This window comes from Pseudomonas sp. 1152_12 (assembly GCF_052850675.1).
The window spans coordinates 263,942-279,397 of the sequence record NZ_VXCW01000008.1 but is presented as its reverse complement, the minus strand read 5'-3'; the positions used below and the strand labels follow the sequence as shown (position 1 = coordinate 279,397).

The 15,456-nt window shown below is 57.4% G+C and carries 14 protein-coding genes; 3 read left to right on the top strand and 11 right to left on the bottom strand.

Features of this window, described 5'->3' with window-relative positions:
- Positions 1-19: 19 nt before the first annotated feature.
- The 7 genes from greA to grpE form a co-directional block, all read right to left on the bottom strand.
- Positions 20-496 carry a transcription elongation factor GreA gene (gene greA / locus FW764_RS17425; protein ID WP_446434941.1) on the bottom strand — a complete coding sequence of 159 codons (477 nt, stop codon included), beginning with the start codon at positions 494-496 and terminating at the stop codon, positions 20-22.
- A complete protein-coding gene (carB, locus tag FW764_RS17420) occupies positions 493-3,714 on the bottom strand; it encodes a carbamoyl-phosphate synthase large subunit (protein ID WP_446434940.1) in 3,222 nt (1,073 codons plus the stop codon). Before carB ends, greA begins: the two co-directional genes overlap by 4 nt.
- 105 nt (positions 3,715-3,819) lie before the next feature.
- Positions 3,820-4,956 carry a glutamine-hydrolyzing carbamoyl-phosphate synthase small subunit gene (gene carA / locus FW764_RS17415; RefSeq protein WP_446434939.1) on the bottom strand — a complete coding sequence of 379 codons (1,137 nt, stop codon included), beginning with the start codon at positions 4,954-4,956 and terminating at the stop codon, positions 3,820-3,822.
- 259 nt (positions 4,957-5,215) lie between these two features.
- A complete protein-coding gene (gene dapB / locus FW764_RS17410; protein WP_446434938.1) occupies positions 5,216-6,022 on the bottom strand; it encodes a 4-hydroxy-tetrahydrodipicolinate reductase in 807 nt (268 codons plus the stop codon).
- Positions 6,023-6,032: 10 nt separating this feature from the next.
- A complete protein-coding gene (dnaJ, locus tag FW764_RS17405; protein ID WP_446434937.1) occupies positions 6,033-7,157 on the bottom strand; it encodes a molecular chaperone DnaJ in 1,125 nt (374 codons plus the stop codon).
- 317 nt (positions 7,158-7,474) lie between these two features.
- Positions 7,475-9,391, bottom strand: a complete 1,917-nt coding sequence (gene dnaK, locus FW764_RS17400) for a molecular chaperone DnaK (RefSeq protein WP_446434936.1) — start codon at positions 9,389-9,391, stop codon at positions 7,475-7,477.
- 102 nt (positions 9,392-9,493) lie between these two features.
- Entirely contained in the window at positions 9,494-10,054 is a 561-nt protein-coding gene (gene grpE, locus FW764_RS17395) for a nucleotide exchange factor GrpE (protein ID WP_053258083.1), read from the bottom strand.
- 254 nt (positions 10,055-10,308) lie between these two features.
- On the opposite strand from grpE, the gene recN reads away from it, so the two are divergent.
- Complete coding sequence (recN, locus tag FW764_RS17390) at positions 10,309-11,982, top strand: DNA repair protein RecN (protein WP_446434935.1); 1,674 nt, start codon at positions 10,309-10,311, stop codon at positions 11,980-11,982.
- An 88-nt stretch (positions 11,983-12,070) separates the two neighbouring features.
- Here the strand turns inward: recN and fur are convergent, their stop codons facing one another.
- A complete protein-coding gene (fur, locus tag FW764_RS17385; protein ID WP_083360362.1) occupies positions 12,071-12,475 on the bottom strand; it encodes a ferric iron uptake transcriptional regulator in 405 nt (134 codons plus the stop codon).
- Between the two features lie 98 nt (positions 12,476-12,573).
- Between fur and FW764_RS17380 the strand changes: the two genes are divergently transcribed.
- On the top strand, positions 12,574-13,101 hold the full coding sequence (locus FW764_RS17380; RefSeq protein ID WP_446434934.1) for an outer membrane protein assembly factor BamE: 528 nt from the start codon (positions 12,574-12,576) through the stop codon (positions 13,099-13,101).
- Positions 13,102-13,164: 63 nt separating this feature from the next.
- Here FW764_RS17380 and FW764_RS17375 read toward each other — a convergent pair whose 3' ends face one another.
- Complete coding sequence (locus FW764_RS17375) at positions 13,165-13,467, bottom strand: RnfH family protein (protein ID WP_446434933.1); 303 nt, start codon at positions 13,465-13,467, stop codon at positions 13,165-13,167.
- Positions 13,460-13,894 (bottom strand): type II toxin-antitoxin system RatA family toxin, encoded by a 435-nt coding sequence (locus FW764_RS17370; RefSeq protein WP_124418492.1) that lies wholly within the window; start codon positions 13,892-13,894, stop codon positions 13,460-13,462. The genes FW764_RS17375 and FW764_RS17370 overlap by 8 nt, the downstream gene beginning before the upstream one ends.
- 166 nt (positions 13,895-14,060) lie before the next feature.
- Between FW764_RS17370 and smpB the strand changes: the two genes are divergently transcribed.
- On the top strand, positions 14,061-14,543 hold the full coding sequence (gene smpB, locus FW764_RS17365; RefSeq protein WP_003235073.1) for an SsrA-binding protein SmpB: 483 nt from the start codon (positions 14,061-14,063) through the stop codon (positions 14,541-14,543).
- Positions 14,544-14,576: 33 nt separating this feature from the next.
- Here the strand turns inward: smpB and FW764_RS17360 are convergent, their stop codons facing one another.
- Positions 14,577-15,344: a GntR family transcriptional regulator gene (locus tag FW764_RS17360; RefSeq protein WP_446434932.1), complete on the bottom strand. Its 768-nt coding sequence runs from the start codon at positions 15,342-15,344 to the stop codon at positions 14,577-14,579.
- Positions 15,345-15,456: the final 112 nt, after the last annotated feature.

The following is a 15,456-nucleotide window of genomic DNA, read 5'->3' as shown; positions in this document are numbered from 1 at the left end:
ATGAAGCGGGCGCCATCCTTCAGATGTGACGAACTTCGACAATCTCGTACTCGATAACGCCGCCGGGCGTTTTCACAGCCACCACGTCACCCTCTTCCTTGGCAATCAAGGCACGGGCGAGTGGGGAACCAACAGAGATCTTGCCGAGTTTGAAGTCGGCTTCGTCTTCACCCACGATGTGGTAAACAACGCGCTCATCAGTCTCGACGTTGGCGATTTCCACGGTGGTGCCGAAAATCACTTTGCCAGTGTGCGCAATGGTCGTGACGTCGATGATTACCGCATTCTGCATGCGGCCTTCAATGTCACGGATCCGCGCCTCGACCATACCCTGCTGCTCGCGAGCAGCATGGTATTCAGCGTTTTCCTTCAAATCACCCAGCTCGCGGGCCGTACCGATGTCCTGGCTCAGCTTTGGACGGACGACTTTGGTCAGATGGGCGTGTTCTTCTTCCAGGGCCTTGGCGCCCTGGACGGTCATTGGGTATTTGATCATGCCTTCAATCCTGCGTGTAGATCCTGCAAGCGACGCACGGTCTTTTCCGGACCGAACTTGAGCGCTTCGCAGATGGCTTCGCCAGCAGCAATGGTGGTGGTGCAGTAGATCTTGTGCTGCAAGGCATTACGACGAATGGAGTAGGAATCCGCGATCGACTGGCGACCTTCGGTGGTGTTGATGATCAGGGTGACTTCGTCATTCTTGATCATGTCGACCACGTGCGGACGACCTTCCGTCACCTTGTTCACGCGACGCACTTTCAGGCCCGCAGCTTCGATCAGCTTGGCGGTCCCCGCGGTGGCCACGACTTCAAAGCCCAAGTTGATCAGATCACGGGCGACACCTGCAACCAGCGGTTTGTCATCATCACGCACACTGATAAACGCGGTACCGCCAGTCGGCAGCACTTCGCTGGCACCCATCTGGGCCTTGGCGAACGCTTCACCAAAGGTATCGCCCACGCCCATCACTTCACCGGTGGACTTCATTTCTGGGCCCAGGATCGGGTCCACACCAGGGAACTTGGCGAATGGGAACACCGCCTCTTTCACGCTGTAGAAGTTAGGAATGATTTCCTTGGTGAAACCAATTTCCTTCAGAGTCTTACCCGCCATCACGCGGGCAGCGATCATGGCCAGCGATACACCGATGCACTTAGAAACAAATGGCACGGTACGCGAAGCACGCGGGTTCACTTCAATGACGTAGATGTCTTCGCCTTGCAGCGCCAACTGAACGTTCATCAGGCCGACAACACCCAACTCGAGGGCCATTTTCTTGACCTGCTCACGCATCTCATCCTGGATGTGCGCCGGCAGCGAGTACGGCGGCAGCGAGCACGCGGAGTCACCGGAGTGAACGCCTGCCTGCTCGATGTGCTGCATGATTGCGCCTATCACTACGTCGGTGCCGTCACAAACAGCATCTACATCCATTTCGATGGCGCAGTTGAGGAAGTGGTCCAGCAGCACCGGGCTGTCGTTGGATACTTTCACTGCATCACGCAGGTAACGCTTGAGTTCTTCTTCTTCGTAGACGATTTCCATCGCTCGGCCGCCCAGTACGTAGGACGGACGCACCACCAGCGGGTAGCCGATCTTGCTGGCTGCACGGATGGCTTCGTCCTCGCTGCGCACAGTGGCGTTCGGCGGCTGACGCAGGTTCAGACGCTCAACCATTTGCTGGAAACGCTCACGATCTTCGGCACGGTCGATGGCATCAGGGCTGGTGCCGATGATCGGTACCCCAGCGGCTTCCAGAGCGCGAGCCAGTTTCAGCGGGGTTTGGCCGCCGTACTGGACGATCACGCCTTTCGGCTTCTCGACGCGGCAGATTTCCAGCACGTCTTCCAGCGTTACCGGCTCGAAGTACAGACGGTCGGAAGTATCGTAGTCAGTCGAAACGGTTTCCGGATTGCAGTTGACCATGATGGTCTCGTACCCGTCTTCGCGCAGCGCGAGGGCGGCGTGTACGCAGCAGTAGTCGAATTCAATGCCCTGGCCGATACGGTTTGGACCGCCCCCCAGGATAATGATCTTGTCACGGCCCGACGGCGCAGCCTCGCACTCTTCCTCGTAGGTTGAGTACAGGTAGGCGGTGTCGGTTGCGAACTCGGCGGCGCAGGTGTCAACACGCTTGTAGACCGGGAAGATCTCCAGCTTGTGGCGATGGGTGCGCAGGTTCTTCTCGGTCACACCCAGCAGCTTGGCCAAGCGCATGTCGGAGAAACCTTTGCGCTTGAGGCGGAACATCAGGTCGCGGTCGATAGAGGACAGACCGAGGGTCTTGACCTTCTCTTCTTCCTTGATCAGATCTTCGATCTGCACCAGGAACCACGGATCGATCATGTTCATGCCGAAGATTTGTTCGACGGTCATGCCGGCGCGGAAAGCATCAGCCACATACCAGATGCGTTCGGCGCCCGGCACGGTCAGCTCGCGCTTGAGCACGCTCATGCTTTCCGGGTTACTCAGATCGAGCTTTTCGTCCAAGCCGCAAACACCCACTTCCAGACCGCGAAGGGCTTTCTGCAGGGATTCCTGGAAGGTCCGGCCGATAGCCATGACTTCACCCACGGACTTCATCTGAGTGGTCAGACGAGCGTCAGCCTTGGCGAATTTTTCAAAGGCAAACCGTGGCAGCTTGGTCACGACATAGTCGATAGACGGCTCGAAGGACGCTGGCGTAGCGCCGCCAGTGATTTCGTTTTGCAACTCATCCAAGGTGTAACCGATCGCCAGCTTGGCAGCGATGCGCGCAATCGGGAAACCGGTAGCTTTCGATGCCAGCGCCGAAGAGCGCGAGACACGCGGGTTCATCTCGATCACGACCATGCGGCCTGTGTCCGGGCAGATACCGAACTGAACGTTGGAACCGCCGGTTTCAACGCCGATCTCACGCAGTACCGCCAACGAGGCGTTACGCATGATCTGATATTCCTTGTCCGTCAGGGTCTGCGCCGGGGCAACGGTGATCGAGTCGCCGGTGTGCACGCCCATCGGGTCGAAGTTTTCGATCGAGCAGACGATGATGCAGTTGTCCTTTTTGTCGCGAACAACCTCCATCTCGTATTCTTTCCAGCCAATCAGTGATTCGTCGATCAGCAGCTCTTTGGTCGGCGACAGGTCCAGACCACGAGCGCAGATTTCTTCGAACTCTTCACGGTTGTAAGCGATACCGCCACCCGTGCCGCCCATGGTGAAGGACGGACGGATGATGCACGGGAAGCCCAGCTTTTCGAGGACTGCATTGGCCTCTTCCATGCTGTGGGCAATACCAGAGCGCGGGCAGTCAAGGCCGATGGACTTCATGGCCTTGTCGAAACGCGAACGGTCTTCAGCCTTATCGATGGTGTCGGCATTCGCGCCGATCATCTCTACGCCGAATTTTTCCAGGACGCCTTCGCGCTCCAGGTCCAGGGCGCAGTTCAGTGCAGTCTGGCCGCCCATGGTCGGCAGCAGTGCGTCCGGACGCTCCTTCTCGATGATCTTGGCAACGGTCTGCCACTTGATCGGTTCGATGTAGGTGGCGTCGGCCATGTCCGGGTCGGTCATGATGGTGGCCGGGTTGGAGTTCACCAGGATGACGCGGTAGCCCTCCTCGCGCAGAGCCTTACAGGCCTGGGCGCCGGAGTAGTCAAATTCGCAGGCCTGGCCGATAACGATCGGGCCAGCGCCGAGAATCAGGATGCTTTTTATGTCTGTACGTTTTGGCATGGGTTTGTCACTCAAATCCGCAGGTCAGTCGGCAAGCCGTCTTGAACACTCTTTGAAGAGCCCGCGGGGGCCACCGACATTCGGGGCCGCCCGCAAGCCACTCAGTCAGCGTCGCTTGGCCATCTCATTGATGAAACGGTCGAACAGCGGCGCTACGTCGTTCGGGCCCGGACTTGCTTCAGGGTGGCCCTGGAAGCTGAACGCGCTCTTGTCAGTGCGTTCGATGCCTTGCAGGGAGCCGTCGAACAACGATTTGTGAATCGCGCGAACATTGGCTGGCAAGGTCGCCTCATCCACAGCAAAGCCGTGGTTCTGGCTGGTGATCATCACGACACCCGTGTCCAGATCCTGCACAGGGTGGTTGGCACCGTGGTGGCCGTGGCCCATCTTCAGGGTCTTGGCGCCGGAGGCCAGGGCCAGCAGTTGGTGACCGAGGCAAATACCGAAGACCGGGATCTCGGTTTCCAGCACTTCCTTGATCGCCTTGATGGCGTAGTCGCAAGGCTCCGGGTCACCCGGGCCGTTGGACAGGAACACACCGTCCGGCTGCAGGGCCAGCACGTCGCTGGCCGGGGTTTGCGCCGGCACCACGGTTACGCGGCAACCACGCTCGACCAGCATGCGCAGGATGTTGTACTTGATGCCGTAGTCGTAGGCGACTACGTGGTATTGCAGGTCAGCTGCAGCGATGGTCGCGTGGCTGTCGGTCTTCAAGTCCCAGACAGTGGAGCGCCACTCGTACTGCTCTTTAGTGCTGACTTCTTTCGCCAGGTCCATGCCTTTCAGGCCAGGGAAGCCTTGCGCTGCGGCAATCGCCGCTGCTTCGGAAATATTGTCACCCGCCATGATGCAGCCGTTCTGCGAGCCTTTTTCACGCAAGATGCGTGTCAGCCGGCGCGTATCGATACCGGCGATTGCCACAACGTCGTTGGCTTTCAGGTAATCGGACAGCGACATCGTGTTACGCCAGTTGCTCGCAACCAGGGGCAGGTCACGAATGACCAGACCGGCCGACCAGACACGATCAGACTCAACATCTTCCGGTGTAGTACCGGTATTGCCGATGTGCGGATAGGTCAGGGTAACGATCTGTTGGGCATAGGAAGGATCGGTAAGGATTTCCTGATAGCCGGTCATGGCAGTGTTAAACACTACCTCTCCAACGGTTTGACCGTCGGCTCCAATGGCTTCGCCGCGAAAAATGCTGCCATCAGCAAGGGCGAGTATGGCTGGCTTAGTCAAGAAGACCTCCCGTAAATAAAGCCTGAAAGGGCGATCGCAGGTTGTAAAAAAGCGGAGTGACGTATGGACACGTCACCCCGCTTCTTCACTGAATTATTCTGCGCGCTTTTAGTGGACACACTAAAGCTGTAGCTTACAGAAAAAGGCTTTTTTGGTCCACCGCTAATGAGCCTTAAAGGCAGGAGAATGCGACAGGACATCGCTTAGCGGGTAAAAACGGTGGCTCAGAATAATCCTGAGCCACCGTTTTAGCTACCGATTAGTGCAGATCCAGCACGTCACGCATGTCATACAGCGAAGGCTCGCGACCTTCCAACCAGAGCGCAGCACGCACGGCCCCCTTGGCGAACGTCATGCGACTGGACGCCTTGTGCGTAATCTCCAGTCGCTCGCCTTCGGAGGCGAACAACACGGTGTGATCACCCACGACATCACCACCGCGTACGGTAGCGAAGCCGATGGTGTCACGCGCACGCGCACCGGTATGCCCTTCGCGACCGTACACTGCGACTTTCGACAGATCACGCCCCAACGCATCAGCAATCGCCTCACCCATGCGCAACGCGGTACCCGACGGCGCGTCGATCTTGTGCCGGTGATGGGTCTCGATAATCTCGATATCCGCCTCATCACCCAGCACACGCGCCGCCAGATCCAGTAACTTGAGCGACAGGTTCACGCCGACACTGAAGTTAGCCGCGAAGACAATCGGAATGTCTTTGCCCGCCTCAACCAGCAACTGCTTTTGCTCAACACTCAAGCCCGTGGTACCGATCACCATGGCCTTGCCTGCCTTACGGCAGAACGCCAGGTTTTTCAGCATCACCTCCGGCAATGTGAAGTCGATCAGCACATCGAACTCATCAGCCACCTGCTCAAGGTTGCCCGACAACGAAACGCCAATGCGACCCAACGAGGCCAGCTCACCCGCATCCGCACCGATCAACGTGCTGCCCGGGCGAACGATCGCTGCCGTTAACCCGGAGGCCGGCGAGCGCTGCTGCACCGCCTCGACCAAGGTCTTGCCCATGCGCCCGGCAGCACCCATTACGGCTATACGTCGCATACTCACTTCCTTACAGGTCGCCGAAGAAGCGCTTCACGCCATCGAAAAAGCCGGTGGTTTTCGGCGAGTGAGAGTCATCACCTTCCAACGAGCTGCGGAACTCTTCCAGCAGTTCGCGCTGACGACGACCGAGGTTGACCGGTGTTTCCACCGCGACGCGACACATCAGGTCGCCAGCACCACCACCGCGCACTGGCGCAACGCCTTTGCCACGGATACGGAACTGCTTGCCGGTCTGCGTGCCCTCAGGAATCTTCAGCTTGACCCGACCGTCCAGCGTCGGAATCTCCAACTCGCCACCCAGGGCCGCATCGACAAAACTGATCGGCACTTCACAAAACAGGTGCTTGCCGTCGCGCTGGAAGATCGAGTGCTCACGCACGTTGATCACCACATACAGGTCGCCCGTAGGCCCACCCTGAGCCCCCGCCTCGCCTTCGCCCGACAAGCGAATGCGATCACCAGTATCCACACCCGCCGGCACTTTCACTGAGAGCGTTTTGTATTCTTCGACGCGGCCTTCGCCGTGGCAGGAGTCGCACGGATCGGAAATGATCTTGCCCTGACCATGGCAACGCGGGCAGGTCTGCTGCACTGAGAAGAAGCCTTGCTGCATCCGCACCTGACCGATACCGCCACAGGTTGGGCACGTGATCGGCGAGGAACCTTTCTTGGCGCCTGAACCGTCGCACGGTTTGCAATTGACCAGCGTCGGCACACGGATATTGACGCTGGTGCCGCGCACGGCTTCTTCCAGGTTCAATTCCAGGGTGTAGCGCAGGTCGCTGCCGCGCTGAGCGCCGCCACGCTGGCCGCCACGACCACCGCCGAAGAAGTCACTGAAAACGTCGCCGAAAATGTCAGAGAAGTTCTGACCGCCAAAACCGGCACCGCCGCCGCCCATGCTCGGATCAACGCCGGCATGACCGTACTGATCGTAGGCCGCACGCCTGTTTGGATCACTCAGGCATTCGTAGGCCTCGTTGGCCTCCTTGAACATTTCTTCGGATTCTTTGCTATCCGGATTACGGTCCGGGTGGTGCTTCATCGCCAGGCGACGGTAAGCCTTTTTCAGGTCCGCCTCGCTGGAGCCGCGCTCCACACCCAACACTTCGTAATAGTCACGCTTTGCCATAAGTCTTTGCACTCTTAAGGACGTTCGGCGAGACCCTCCTGAGCCTTACCAAACTCGTTGAGCCCCAATACAGGCCCGGACCCAACTCACGTCAATTCAACGATCCTGGTCATTACTGCTTTTAGCCAGGGACCCGGCCAAAAAACGCGGTGACCGTCCGCCAGGAAGCAGGAGCATTCCCAGTCACACCGCCAACATTCGACTTTGTCGCATGCTGTAAAAATTCGCATACCCCAGACACGCCAACGCGGGAGCAAGCTCCCGCGCGGCGACATCCTACCAGTCACCGCTTGATAGCGGTCAACCGTACAACCAACTTACTTGTGTTCTTTGACTTCTTCGAACTCGGCATCGACAACGTCGTCGTGCTTGGCTTCAGGCTCTGCGTGCTGCTCACCGCCTTCTGCCGGCTGGCCTTGCTCGGCATACATTTTCTGAGCAACCGGTGCGGAGACTTTCGACAACTCCTCAACCTTGGCTTCGATGGCAGCCTTGTCGTCGCCTTTAATGGCGACTTCCAAGGCAACCACTGCCGCTTCGATCGCGGTTTTCTCTTCAGCGGTCACTTTATCACCTGCTTCGGAGACCATTTTGCGCGTCGAGTGAACCAGGGCATCGCCTTGGTTACGGGCGCCGGCCAGCTCAGCAAACTTGGCATCAGCGTCAGCGTTGGCTTCAGCATCACGAATCATCTGTTGAATTTCTTCATCAGACAGACCGGAGTTGGCCTTGATGGTGATCTTCTGCTCTTTGCCAGTGGCTTTATCTTTAGCACCTACGTGCAAAATACCGTTGGCGTCGATGTCGAAGGTCACTTCAATTTGTGGCACACCACGTGGTGCTGGTGGAATCTCAGCCAGGTCGAACTTGCCCAGGGACTTGTTCTGAGCCGCTTGCTTACGCTCACCTTGCAGTACGTGAATAGTCACAGCGCCTTGATTGTCGTCAGCAGTCGAGAATACTTGCGATTTCTTGGTAGGAATCGTGGTGTTCTTCTCGATCAGCGCGGTCATCACGCCACCCATGGTTTCGATACCCAGGGTCAGCGGGCTGACGTCCAGCAGCAGCACGTCTTTCACGTCGCCGGCCAGTACCGCACCCTGGATAGCAGCACCCATGGCAACGGCTTCGTCCGGGTTCACGTCTTTACGGGCTTCTTTGCCGAAGAACTCAGTAACCAGTTTCTGAACCAATGGCATACGGGTCTGACCGCCAACCAGGATCACGTCGTTGATCGAGCCAACGTCGATACCGGAGTCTTTCAGGGCGATGCGGCAAGGCTCGATGGTGCGTTGAACCAAGTCCTCAACCAGCGCTTCCAGCTTGGAGCGCGAGATTTTCACGTTCAAGTGCTTAGGACCGGTCGCGTCTGCAGTGATGTACGGCAGGTTGACGTCGGTCGACTGAGCGGAAGACAACTCGATCTTGGCTTTTTCAGCGGCTTCTTTCAGGCGCTGCATGGCCAGCGGGTCACCCTTAAGGTTCATGCCGCTTTCTTTCTTGAATTCGTCAACGAGGTAGTCGATCAGACGAATATCAAAGTCCTCACCACCCAGGAAGGTGTCACCGTTGGTGGCCAACACTTCAAACTGGTGCTCCCCGTCAACTTCGGCGATCTCGATTACGGAGACGTCGAAAGTACCACCACCCAAGTCGTAAACGATCACAGTGTGGTCGCCCTTGGCCTTGTCCATACCGTAAGCCAGAGCGGCTGCGGTGGGTTCGTTGATGATACGTTTTACATCCAGGCCCGCAATGCGGCCGGCATCTTTGGTCGCCTGGCGCTGGCTGTCGTTGAAGTAGGCCGGAACGGTGATCACCGCTTCAGTTACCGCTTCACCGAGGTAGTCTTCGGCGGTCTTCTTCATCTTTTTCAAGATTTCAGCCGAGATTTGTGGCGGCGACATTTTCTGGCCGTTTACTTCAACCCAGGCGTCACCGTTGTCAGCCTTAGCGATTTTGTAAGGGACCATCTTGATGTCTTTTTGGACGACTTCTTCGTCGAACTTACGACCGATCAAACGCTTCACCGCGTACAGGGTGTTATGCGGATTGGTCACAGCCTGACGCTTGGCCGACTGACCGACGAGGATTTCACCGTCGTTGGCGTAAGCAATGATCGACGGCGTGGTACGCGCGCCTTCGGCGTTTTCGATAACTTTAGCAACACCGTTTTCCAGCACGGAGACGCAGGAGTTGGTAGTCCCCAGGTCGATACCGATAATTTTGCCCATGATTTACTCTCCCGAAACTTTAATTTGGATGCCGCAGCAGTGGTGGCTAACTGCGGTAGCACTTAAACGCTTGACTTATAAATGGGGGCCTTGCGGCGGATTTCAAGCCTGCTCATCAATAGAAGGTGCAACAGGTGCAGGAGCCTTGCTCACCACCACCATTGCCGGGCGCAGCAAGCGACCGTTGAGCTGATAACCCTTCTGGAATACTTTCAAAACACTGTTCGGCTCCAGGTCATGGCTTTCCTGCATGGCCATGGCTTGGTGATGCTCTGCATTGAACGGCTCGCCACCTTGCGGATCGATGGCCTCCAACTGATAACGCTTCAGGGTGTCCTGGAACATTTTCAGGGTCAGCTCGATCCCTTCGCGCATCGGGCGGATGTTTTCGTCGGCCGGGTTGGACAATTCAAGGCCACGTTCCAGGCTGTCGATAATCGGCAGCAGGTCATTGGCGAATTTTTCCAACGCGAATTTGTGAGCCTTTTCGACATCCTGCTCGGCGCGGCGGCGGACGTTCTGCAGATCGGCAGCAACACGCAAAGACTGATCCTGCGCAGCGGCCAATTGCTCTTCGAGCACTTGCACACGAGTTGCCAGTTCATCACCGGCAGCCGAATTGGCGTCTGGAGTTTGCGTATCCTGCGTCTGTTCGTCAGCCATAGATTTCTCCTTTCAAAATCATGCGCGAACTAAACTCGCGCTTCTGTTCCGGTATATGGGGCCACAATTTCCAGGTTCAAGGGCGCAGGCGCTTCCAAAAGCCTTTCACTTGCGCCAGATCAATTTCTGAGCAGTCATTCCCAATTGCGCTAATAAAGTCATTCGATCAAGCAAATTGAGCTAAGCGCCAGGATTGTCAGCCCTAAACAAAACACTGTATAAATAACCAGACCTAACGCCTGGGAGCGGCCGTCATGCTCGTGCACCTGTCTGTACATAACTACGCCATCGTTGAACATCTGGATCTCGAACTGGATCGCGGAATGAGCGTAATCACAGGCGAAACCGGCGCCGGTAAATCGATCATGCTCGACGCCTTGGGCCTGACCCTTGGCGACCGTGCCGATAGCGGCGTGGTGCGCCCAGGCGCGGACAAGGCCGATATCCTGGCCACCTTTGACCTGGCAGACATTCCCGAAGCCGAAGCCTGGCTGGCCGAGCGCGACCTTAATAATGAAGGCCCATGCATCCTGCGCCGAGTCATCACGGCCGAAGGACGCTCACGCGGCTACATCAACGGCACGCCCTGTCCTCTTGGCGACCTGAAAGCCCTGGGCGAACTGCTGATCGATATCCACAGCCAGCATGAACACCAATCCCTGCTGAAAACCGACACCCACCGCCGTTTGCTCGATGAGTACGCCGGTGCCACCGATCTGGCCCGACAAGTACAACTTGCCGCCCAGCGCTGGAGACAGACGCGCCAGGAGCTGGAGCGGCTCTCCAACTCCGGCGACGAACAACGCGCTCGTCACCAGTTGCTCAGCTATCAGCTCGAAGAACTCGAAAGCCTGGGCCTGGGAGAAACCGAGCTGGAGCAGTTGGAACAGGAACACAAGAACCTGACCAACGCCGAAACCCTGCTGGGTATCTGCCGGCAAGTGGTGGAGCAATGCAGCGAAAGCGATTCCGGCAACGTGCTCAATGCACTGACCGCCAGCCTCAATCGCCTGTCCAGCGTGAACAATGCATCCGGCTCGCTGAACGAAGCCACAACGTTACTGACCAGCGCACAGATCCAGGTTGAAGAAGCAGTGGGAGAGCTCAACCGCTTTCTCGACCACTTCGATGCCGATCCAGCCCGCTTGCAGGAAATAGAGGAGCGCCTGGATACCATCTACACCCTGGCGCGCAAACATCGCATCCAGCCGACCGAAGTGGCGACGATGCAGCAAAAACTACTGGATGAAATCGAAACCCTCAACGCCAACGACGAATCCATTGAGCGACTGGGCGACGAACTCGCCTCTTTCGCCCGACATTACCAAGAAAAGGCCCGCGAGCTGAGCGACCTGCGCCAGCAAGCAGCCACAAGCCTGGCCAGCGCCGTAGAGCAGGAAATTCAGCGCCTTGGCATGCCTGGCGGGCGCTTTACCATCGAACTGCGCACCAACACCAGCAACGAGCTACAACCCCACGGCCTGGAACAGGTGGAACTGCTGGTGAGTGCCAACCCTGGGCAGCCGCTCAAGGCGCTGGCGAAAGTGGCGTCCGGTGGCGAGCTGTCGCGGATCAGCCTGGCGATCCAGGTGATTACTGCCCAGACCTCACGGGTACCCACGCTGGTGTTCGATGAAGTCGACGTGGGTATCGGCGGGCCGACTGCCGAGATTGTTGGTCAATTACTGCGTCGCCTGGGGGATCGCGGCCAGGTACTTACGGTGACTCACTTGCCGCAAGTGGCTGCCCAAGGACATCAGCATTTGTTTGTACATAAAGTACGCGCAAGCGATGCGACGCACACAGCCGTGTCCAAGCTGAGCAAATCGGAACGCGTGGAGGAAGTGGCACGGATGTTGGGCGGTATCGATCTGACGAAAGAGTCCTTGGCTCACGCGAAGAAAATGGTCGTGGCCGCCAAAGCCTGAATCGAGCATTTTTTCTACCTTATAGAAAGCACGAAGGCGACCCTAGGGTCGCCTTCTATCGTTTCACAGAGCGAATCTGTGTCGATTTTTACTTTTTCTTACGGATGTAAAGAACCAAATTATGGTCCACCAAATCGAAACCATGCTCCTCAGCAATCTGGTGCTGGAGCTTCTCGATTTCCGGACTGGTGAACTCGATAACCTCATTGGTATCCAGGTCAACCATGTGATCGTGATGACCACCGTCAGCCAATTCGAACACTGCATGACCGCCGTCGAAATTATGACGAACCACCAGCCCTGCGGCTTCAAACTGGGTCAGCACACGGTAAACCGTGGCCAGGCCAACGTCCTCGTTAGACTCCATCAGTGCCTTGTAAACATCTTCGGCACTCATGTGGCGCTGCTCAGCAGAATCGAGCATTTGTAGAATCTTGACTCGTGGCAGAGTCACTTTAAGACCGGCTTTGCGTAGTTCGCTATTTTCAACCATGGTTAGCTTTCTCGCGGATGCTGCTTCGCAGCTTCTCTTAATACGGGTATGATCGGCGTTTACGTTGTCCCAGCCAAGATAGTGGAAGTCGCCCACCGATGCAAAACACCAAGCTCTTGCTAACCAGTTTCACCCTTGTGGGACTGCTCGCACTCGCCGGTTGTTCATTCCCCGGGGTTTACAAAATCGACATCCAGCAGGGCAATGTCGTCACGCAGGACATGATAGACCAGTTACGTCCGGGAATGACCCGACGGCAAGTACGGTTTATTATGGGCAACCCCCTGCTGACCGACACTTTTCATGCCGATCGCTGGGATTATCTCTATAGCATCCAGCCAGGTGGCGGTGAACGCCAGCAGGAGCGCGTCAGCGTCATCTTCAATGGCAATGACCAGCTTGTCAGCCTGTCCGGTGACTTCATGCCCGGCGTAAGCCGCGATGAAGCCTTGCTGGGCAAGGACAACGGCACCAACGTGACTGCGCCTGCGCAGGAAGCGGAGAAACCGAGGTCCGAGGTACCGGCCAAGCCTGGCTCCTTGCTGGATCAGATCCAGAAGGACGTCGACGGCGTGCAAACCGTTCCAGTCCCGACGCCTCAGCCTCTGGACACCAGCCCGCAGTAATTTTGCGGCGCTTGATGAAAAGCCCGGCAAGCCGGGCTTTTTGTTGCCTGCCGTTTGGCCGACTTATGAGTTGCGTTGCTTGGCCATTGCAGCCTTGACCGCTCGCAGCCTGCGCACCTCTTTCGGGTCTGCCAGCAAGGGCCGATAAATCTCAATACGATCACCCGACTGCACCGCACGCACATCCGCGTCGACAACCACTTTACCGAATATACCCAAAGGGCAATCGGCCAGTGCGAGCTCCGGAAAGCGCACTGCAATCCCCGACGCCTGCACCGCCGCCCTCAGGCTTGTACCCGTCGGCACCGTCACCGCCAGCAGGGCTTGGCGATCCGCGGTGGCATACACCACTTCAATCTCAACCATGCAGTTGTTTGGCCCGCTGGCAGAATGCGTCCACCAGGGTATTAGCCGCCTGATTGAACAAAGGTCCCAACGTCGCACGCACTATCGGCCCTGCGTAATCAAAGGACAGGTCCAAACTGATCTTGCAGGCTTTGTCAGTCAGCGCCTTGAAGACCCACACCCCATGTAGCTGGGTGAACGGCCCTTCCTGCAGATTCATTTCGATAGATTGCCCAGGCACCAGCACATTGCGCGTCACAAAATGCTGACTAAGCCCCCCCTTAGCCACCCCGACACTGGCAACCATGTGCTCATCACTGCTCTCCAGCACCTCAGCGGTGTTACACCACGGCAAGAATTCCGGGTAACGCGCCACGTCGTTGACCAGGTCATAGAGCGCCTGCGCCGGATAAGGCAATAAAGCCGAACGTTGAATATGCGTCGTCATGTGAGCGTTACTTCCACTGCTGAGGCAAACATCGCGAAAGAACAGCCCGATCCGCGAGAGAAAAAAACCAAAGAACTGCCGGTATTGTCCGGGATTCGTCCAACACGCTCAAGCACGCAGGTTGACCGTAGCCGACACGCTCGCAACTCCCTATAATGCCGCCCCTATGGCTAAACAAAAGAAACACCCCACAGGGACCATCGCGCAAAATAAAAAGGCGCGACACGATTACTTCATCGAACATCGGTTCGAGGCTGGTCTGGTCCTGGCCGGCTGGGAAGTAAAAAGTCTGCGTGCCAGCAAACTGCAATTGGTCGACAGCTACGTATTGCTCAAAGATGGCGAGGCATGGCTGCTCGGCAGCCATATCACCCCGCTGACCACCGCGAGTACTCACGTGATTGCCGACCCGGTGCGCACGCGCAAGTTGTTGCTCAATGCTCGCGAACTGGAAAAGCTCGCCGCCGCCGTACAGCAGAAAGGCTATGCCTGCATCTGCCTGTCCTGGTACTGGAGCAAGCACCTGGTCAAGTGCGAGATCGCATTGGGCAAGGGTAAAAAGGAATACGACAAGCGTGATACCGAACGCGAACGCGATTCCAACCGTGAACTGCATCGCGCTGTGCGCAACAAGGGCAAGGAAGACTAAGCCTTGTGATGTAGCCTTGGTGACTCACCCAGGCTACATGCCTTTACGTCGCTCCGCCCGGGCCACGCGCTGAACCTCCTGACGCACCTCCTCCAACACCTCCTGCACATACAACAGGTGACGTGTTGAGACTTCGCGCGCCTGCTCGGCCCGCCCCTCGATAATCGCCAAGTACAAATCCCGGTGCTGACTGATCAGCATGTCGCGGGTTTCCATTCGCTGCTGGTACATGCCACCGATGTTGGTCACCACGTTCCGCTTGAGCAGATCGAACAGGCCGCGAATGGTGTGCAGCAACACGGCGTTATGGCTGGCCTCGGCAATGGCTAAGTGAAACCGCGCATCCGCCGCCCCCTCTTCCGCCCGACTCACCTCATCAACACGCGTATAGCAATCCTGTAACGCTTCAAAAGCTGCGGTAAGCCGCTCACGATCGACCTCGGTGGCGCGCTGCGCGGCGTAATAAGCACACGAAGCCTCAAGGGTCTGGCGAAACTCCAGCAGATCACGCTGGGCCTCAGGGTTATTCTCCAGCAGGTGCAGCAGCGGATCACTGAACGTCGACCCCAAGGATTCCGCCACATAGTTGCCGCCACCCTGGCGACTGACCAGCAGCCCCTTGGCCGCCAGTTTCTGGATCGCCTCGCGCAATGACGGGCGCGACACGCCAAACTGCTCAGCCAAAGCACGCTCGGCCGGCAAGCGCTCGCCCGACTTCAGCGTGCCCTCAAGGATCATGCCCTCAAGCTGCTCGACGATGTCATCAGACAAACGGCGCTGACGCACCTGATCAAACCCCATAACTCACTCTCCACAATCCCGACCACTCGCCGGGCGCTCTATTCTCGCCTATCGCCGCGCTTGCAGCACCTATCAGAACAGCTTCGATTGATCGGACCAGAACACCCTGAGC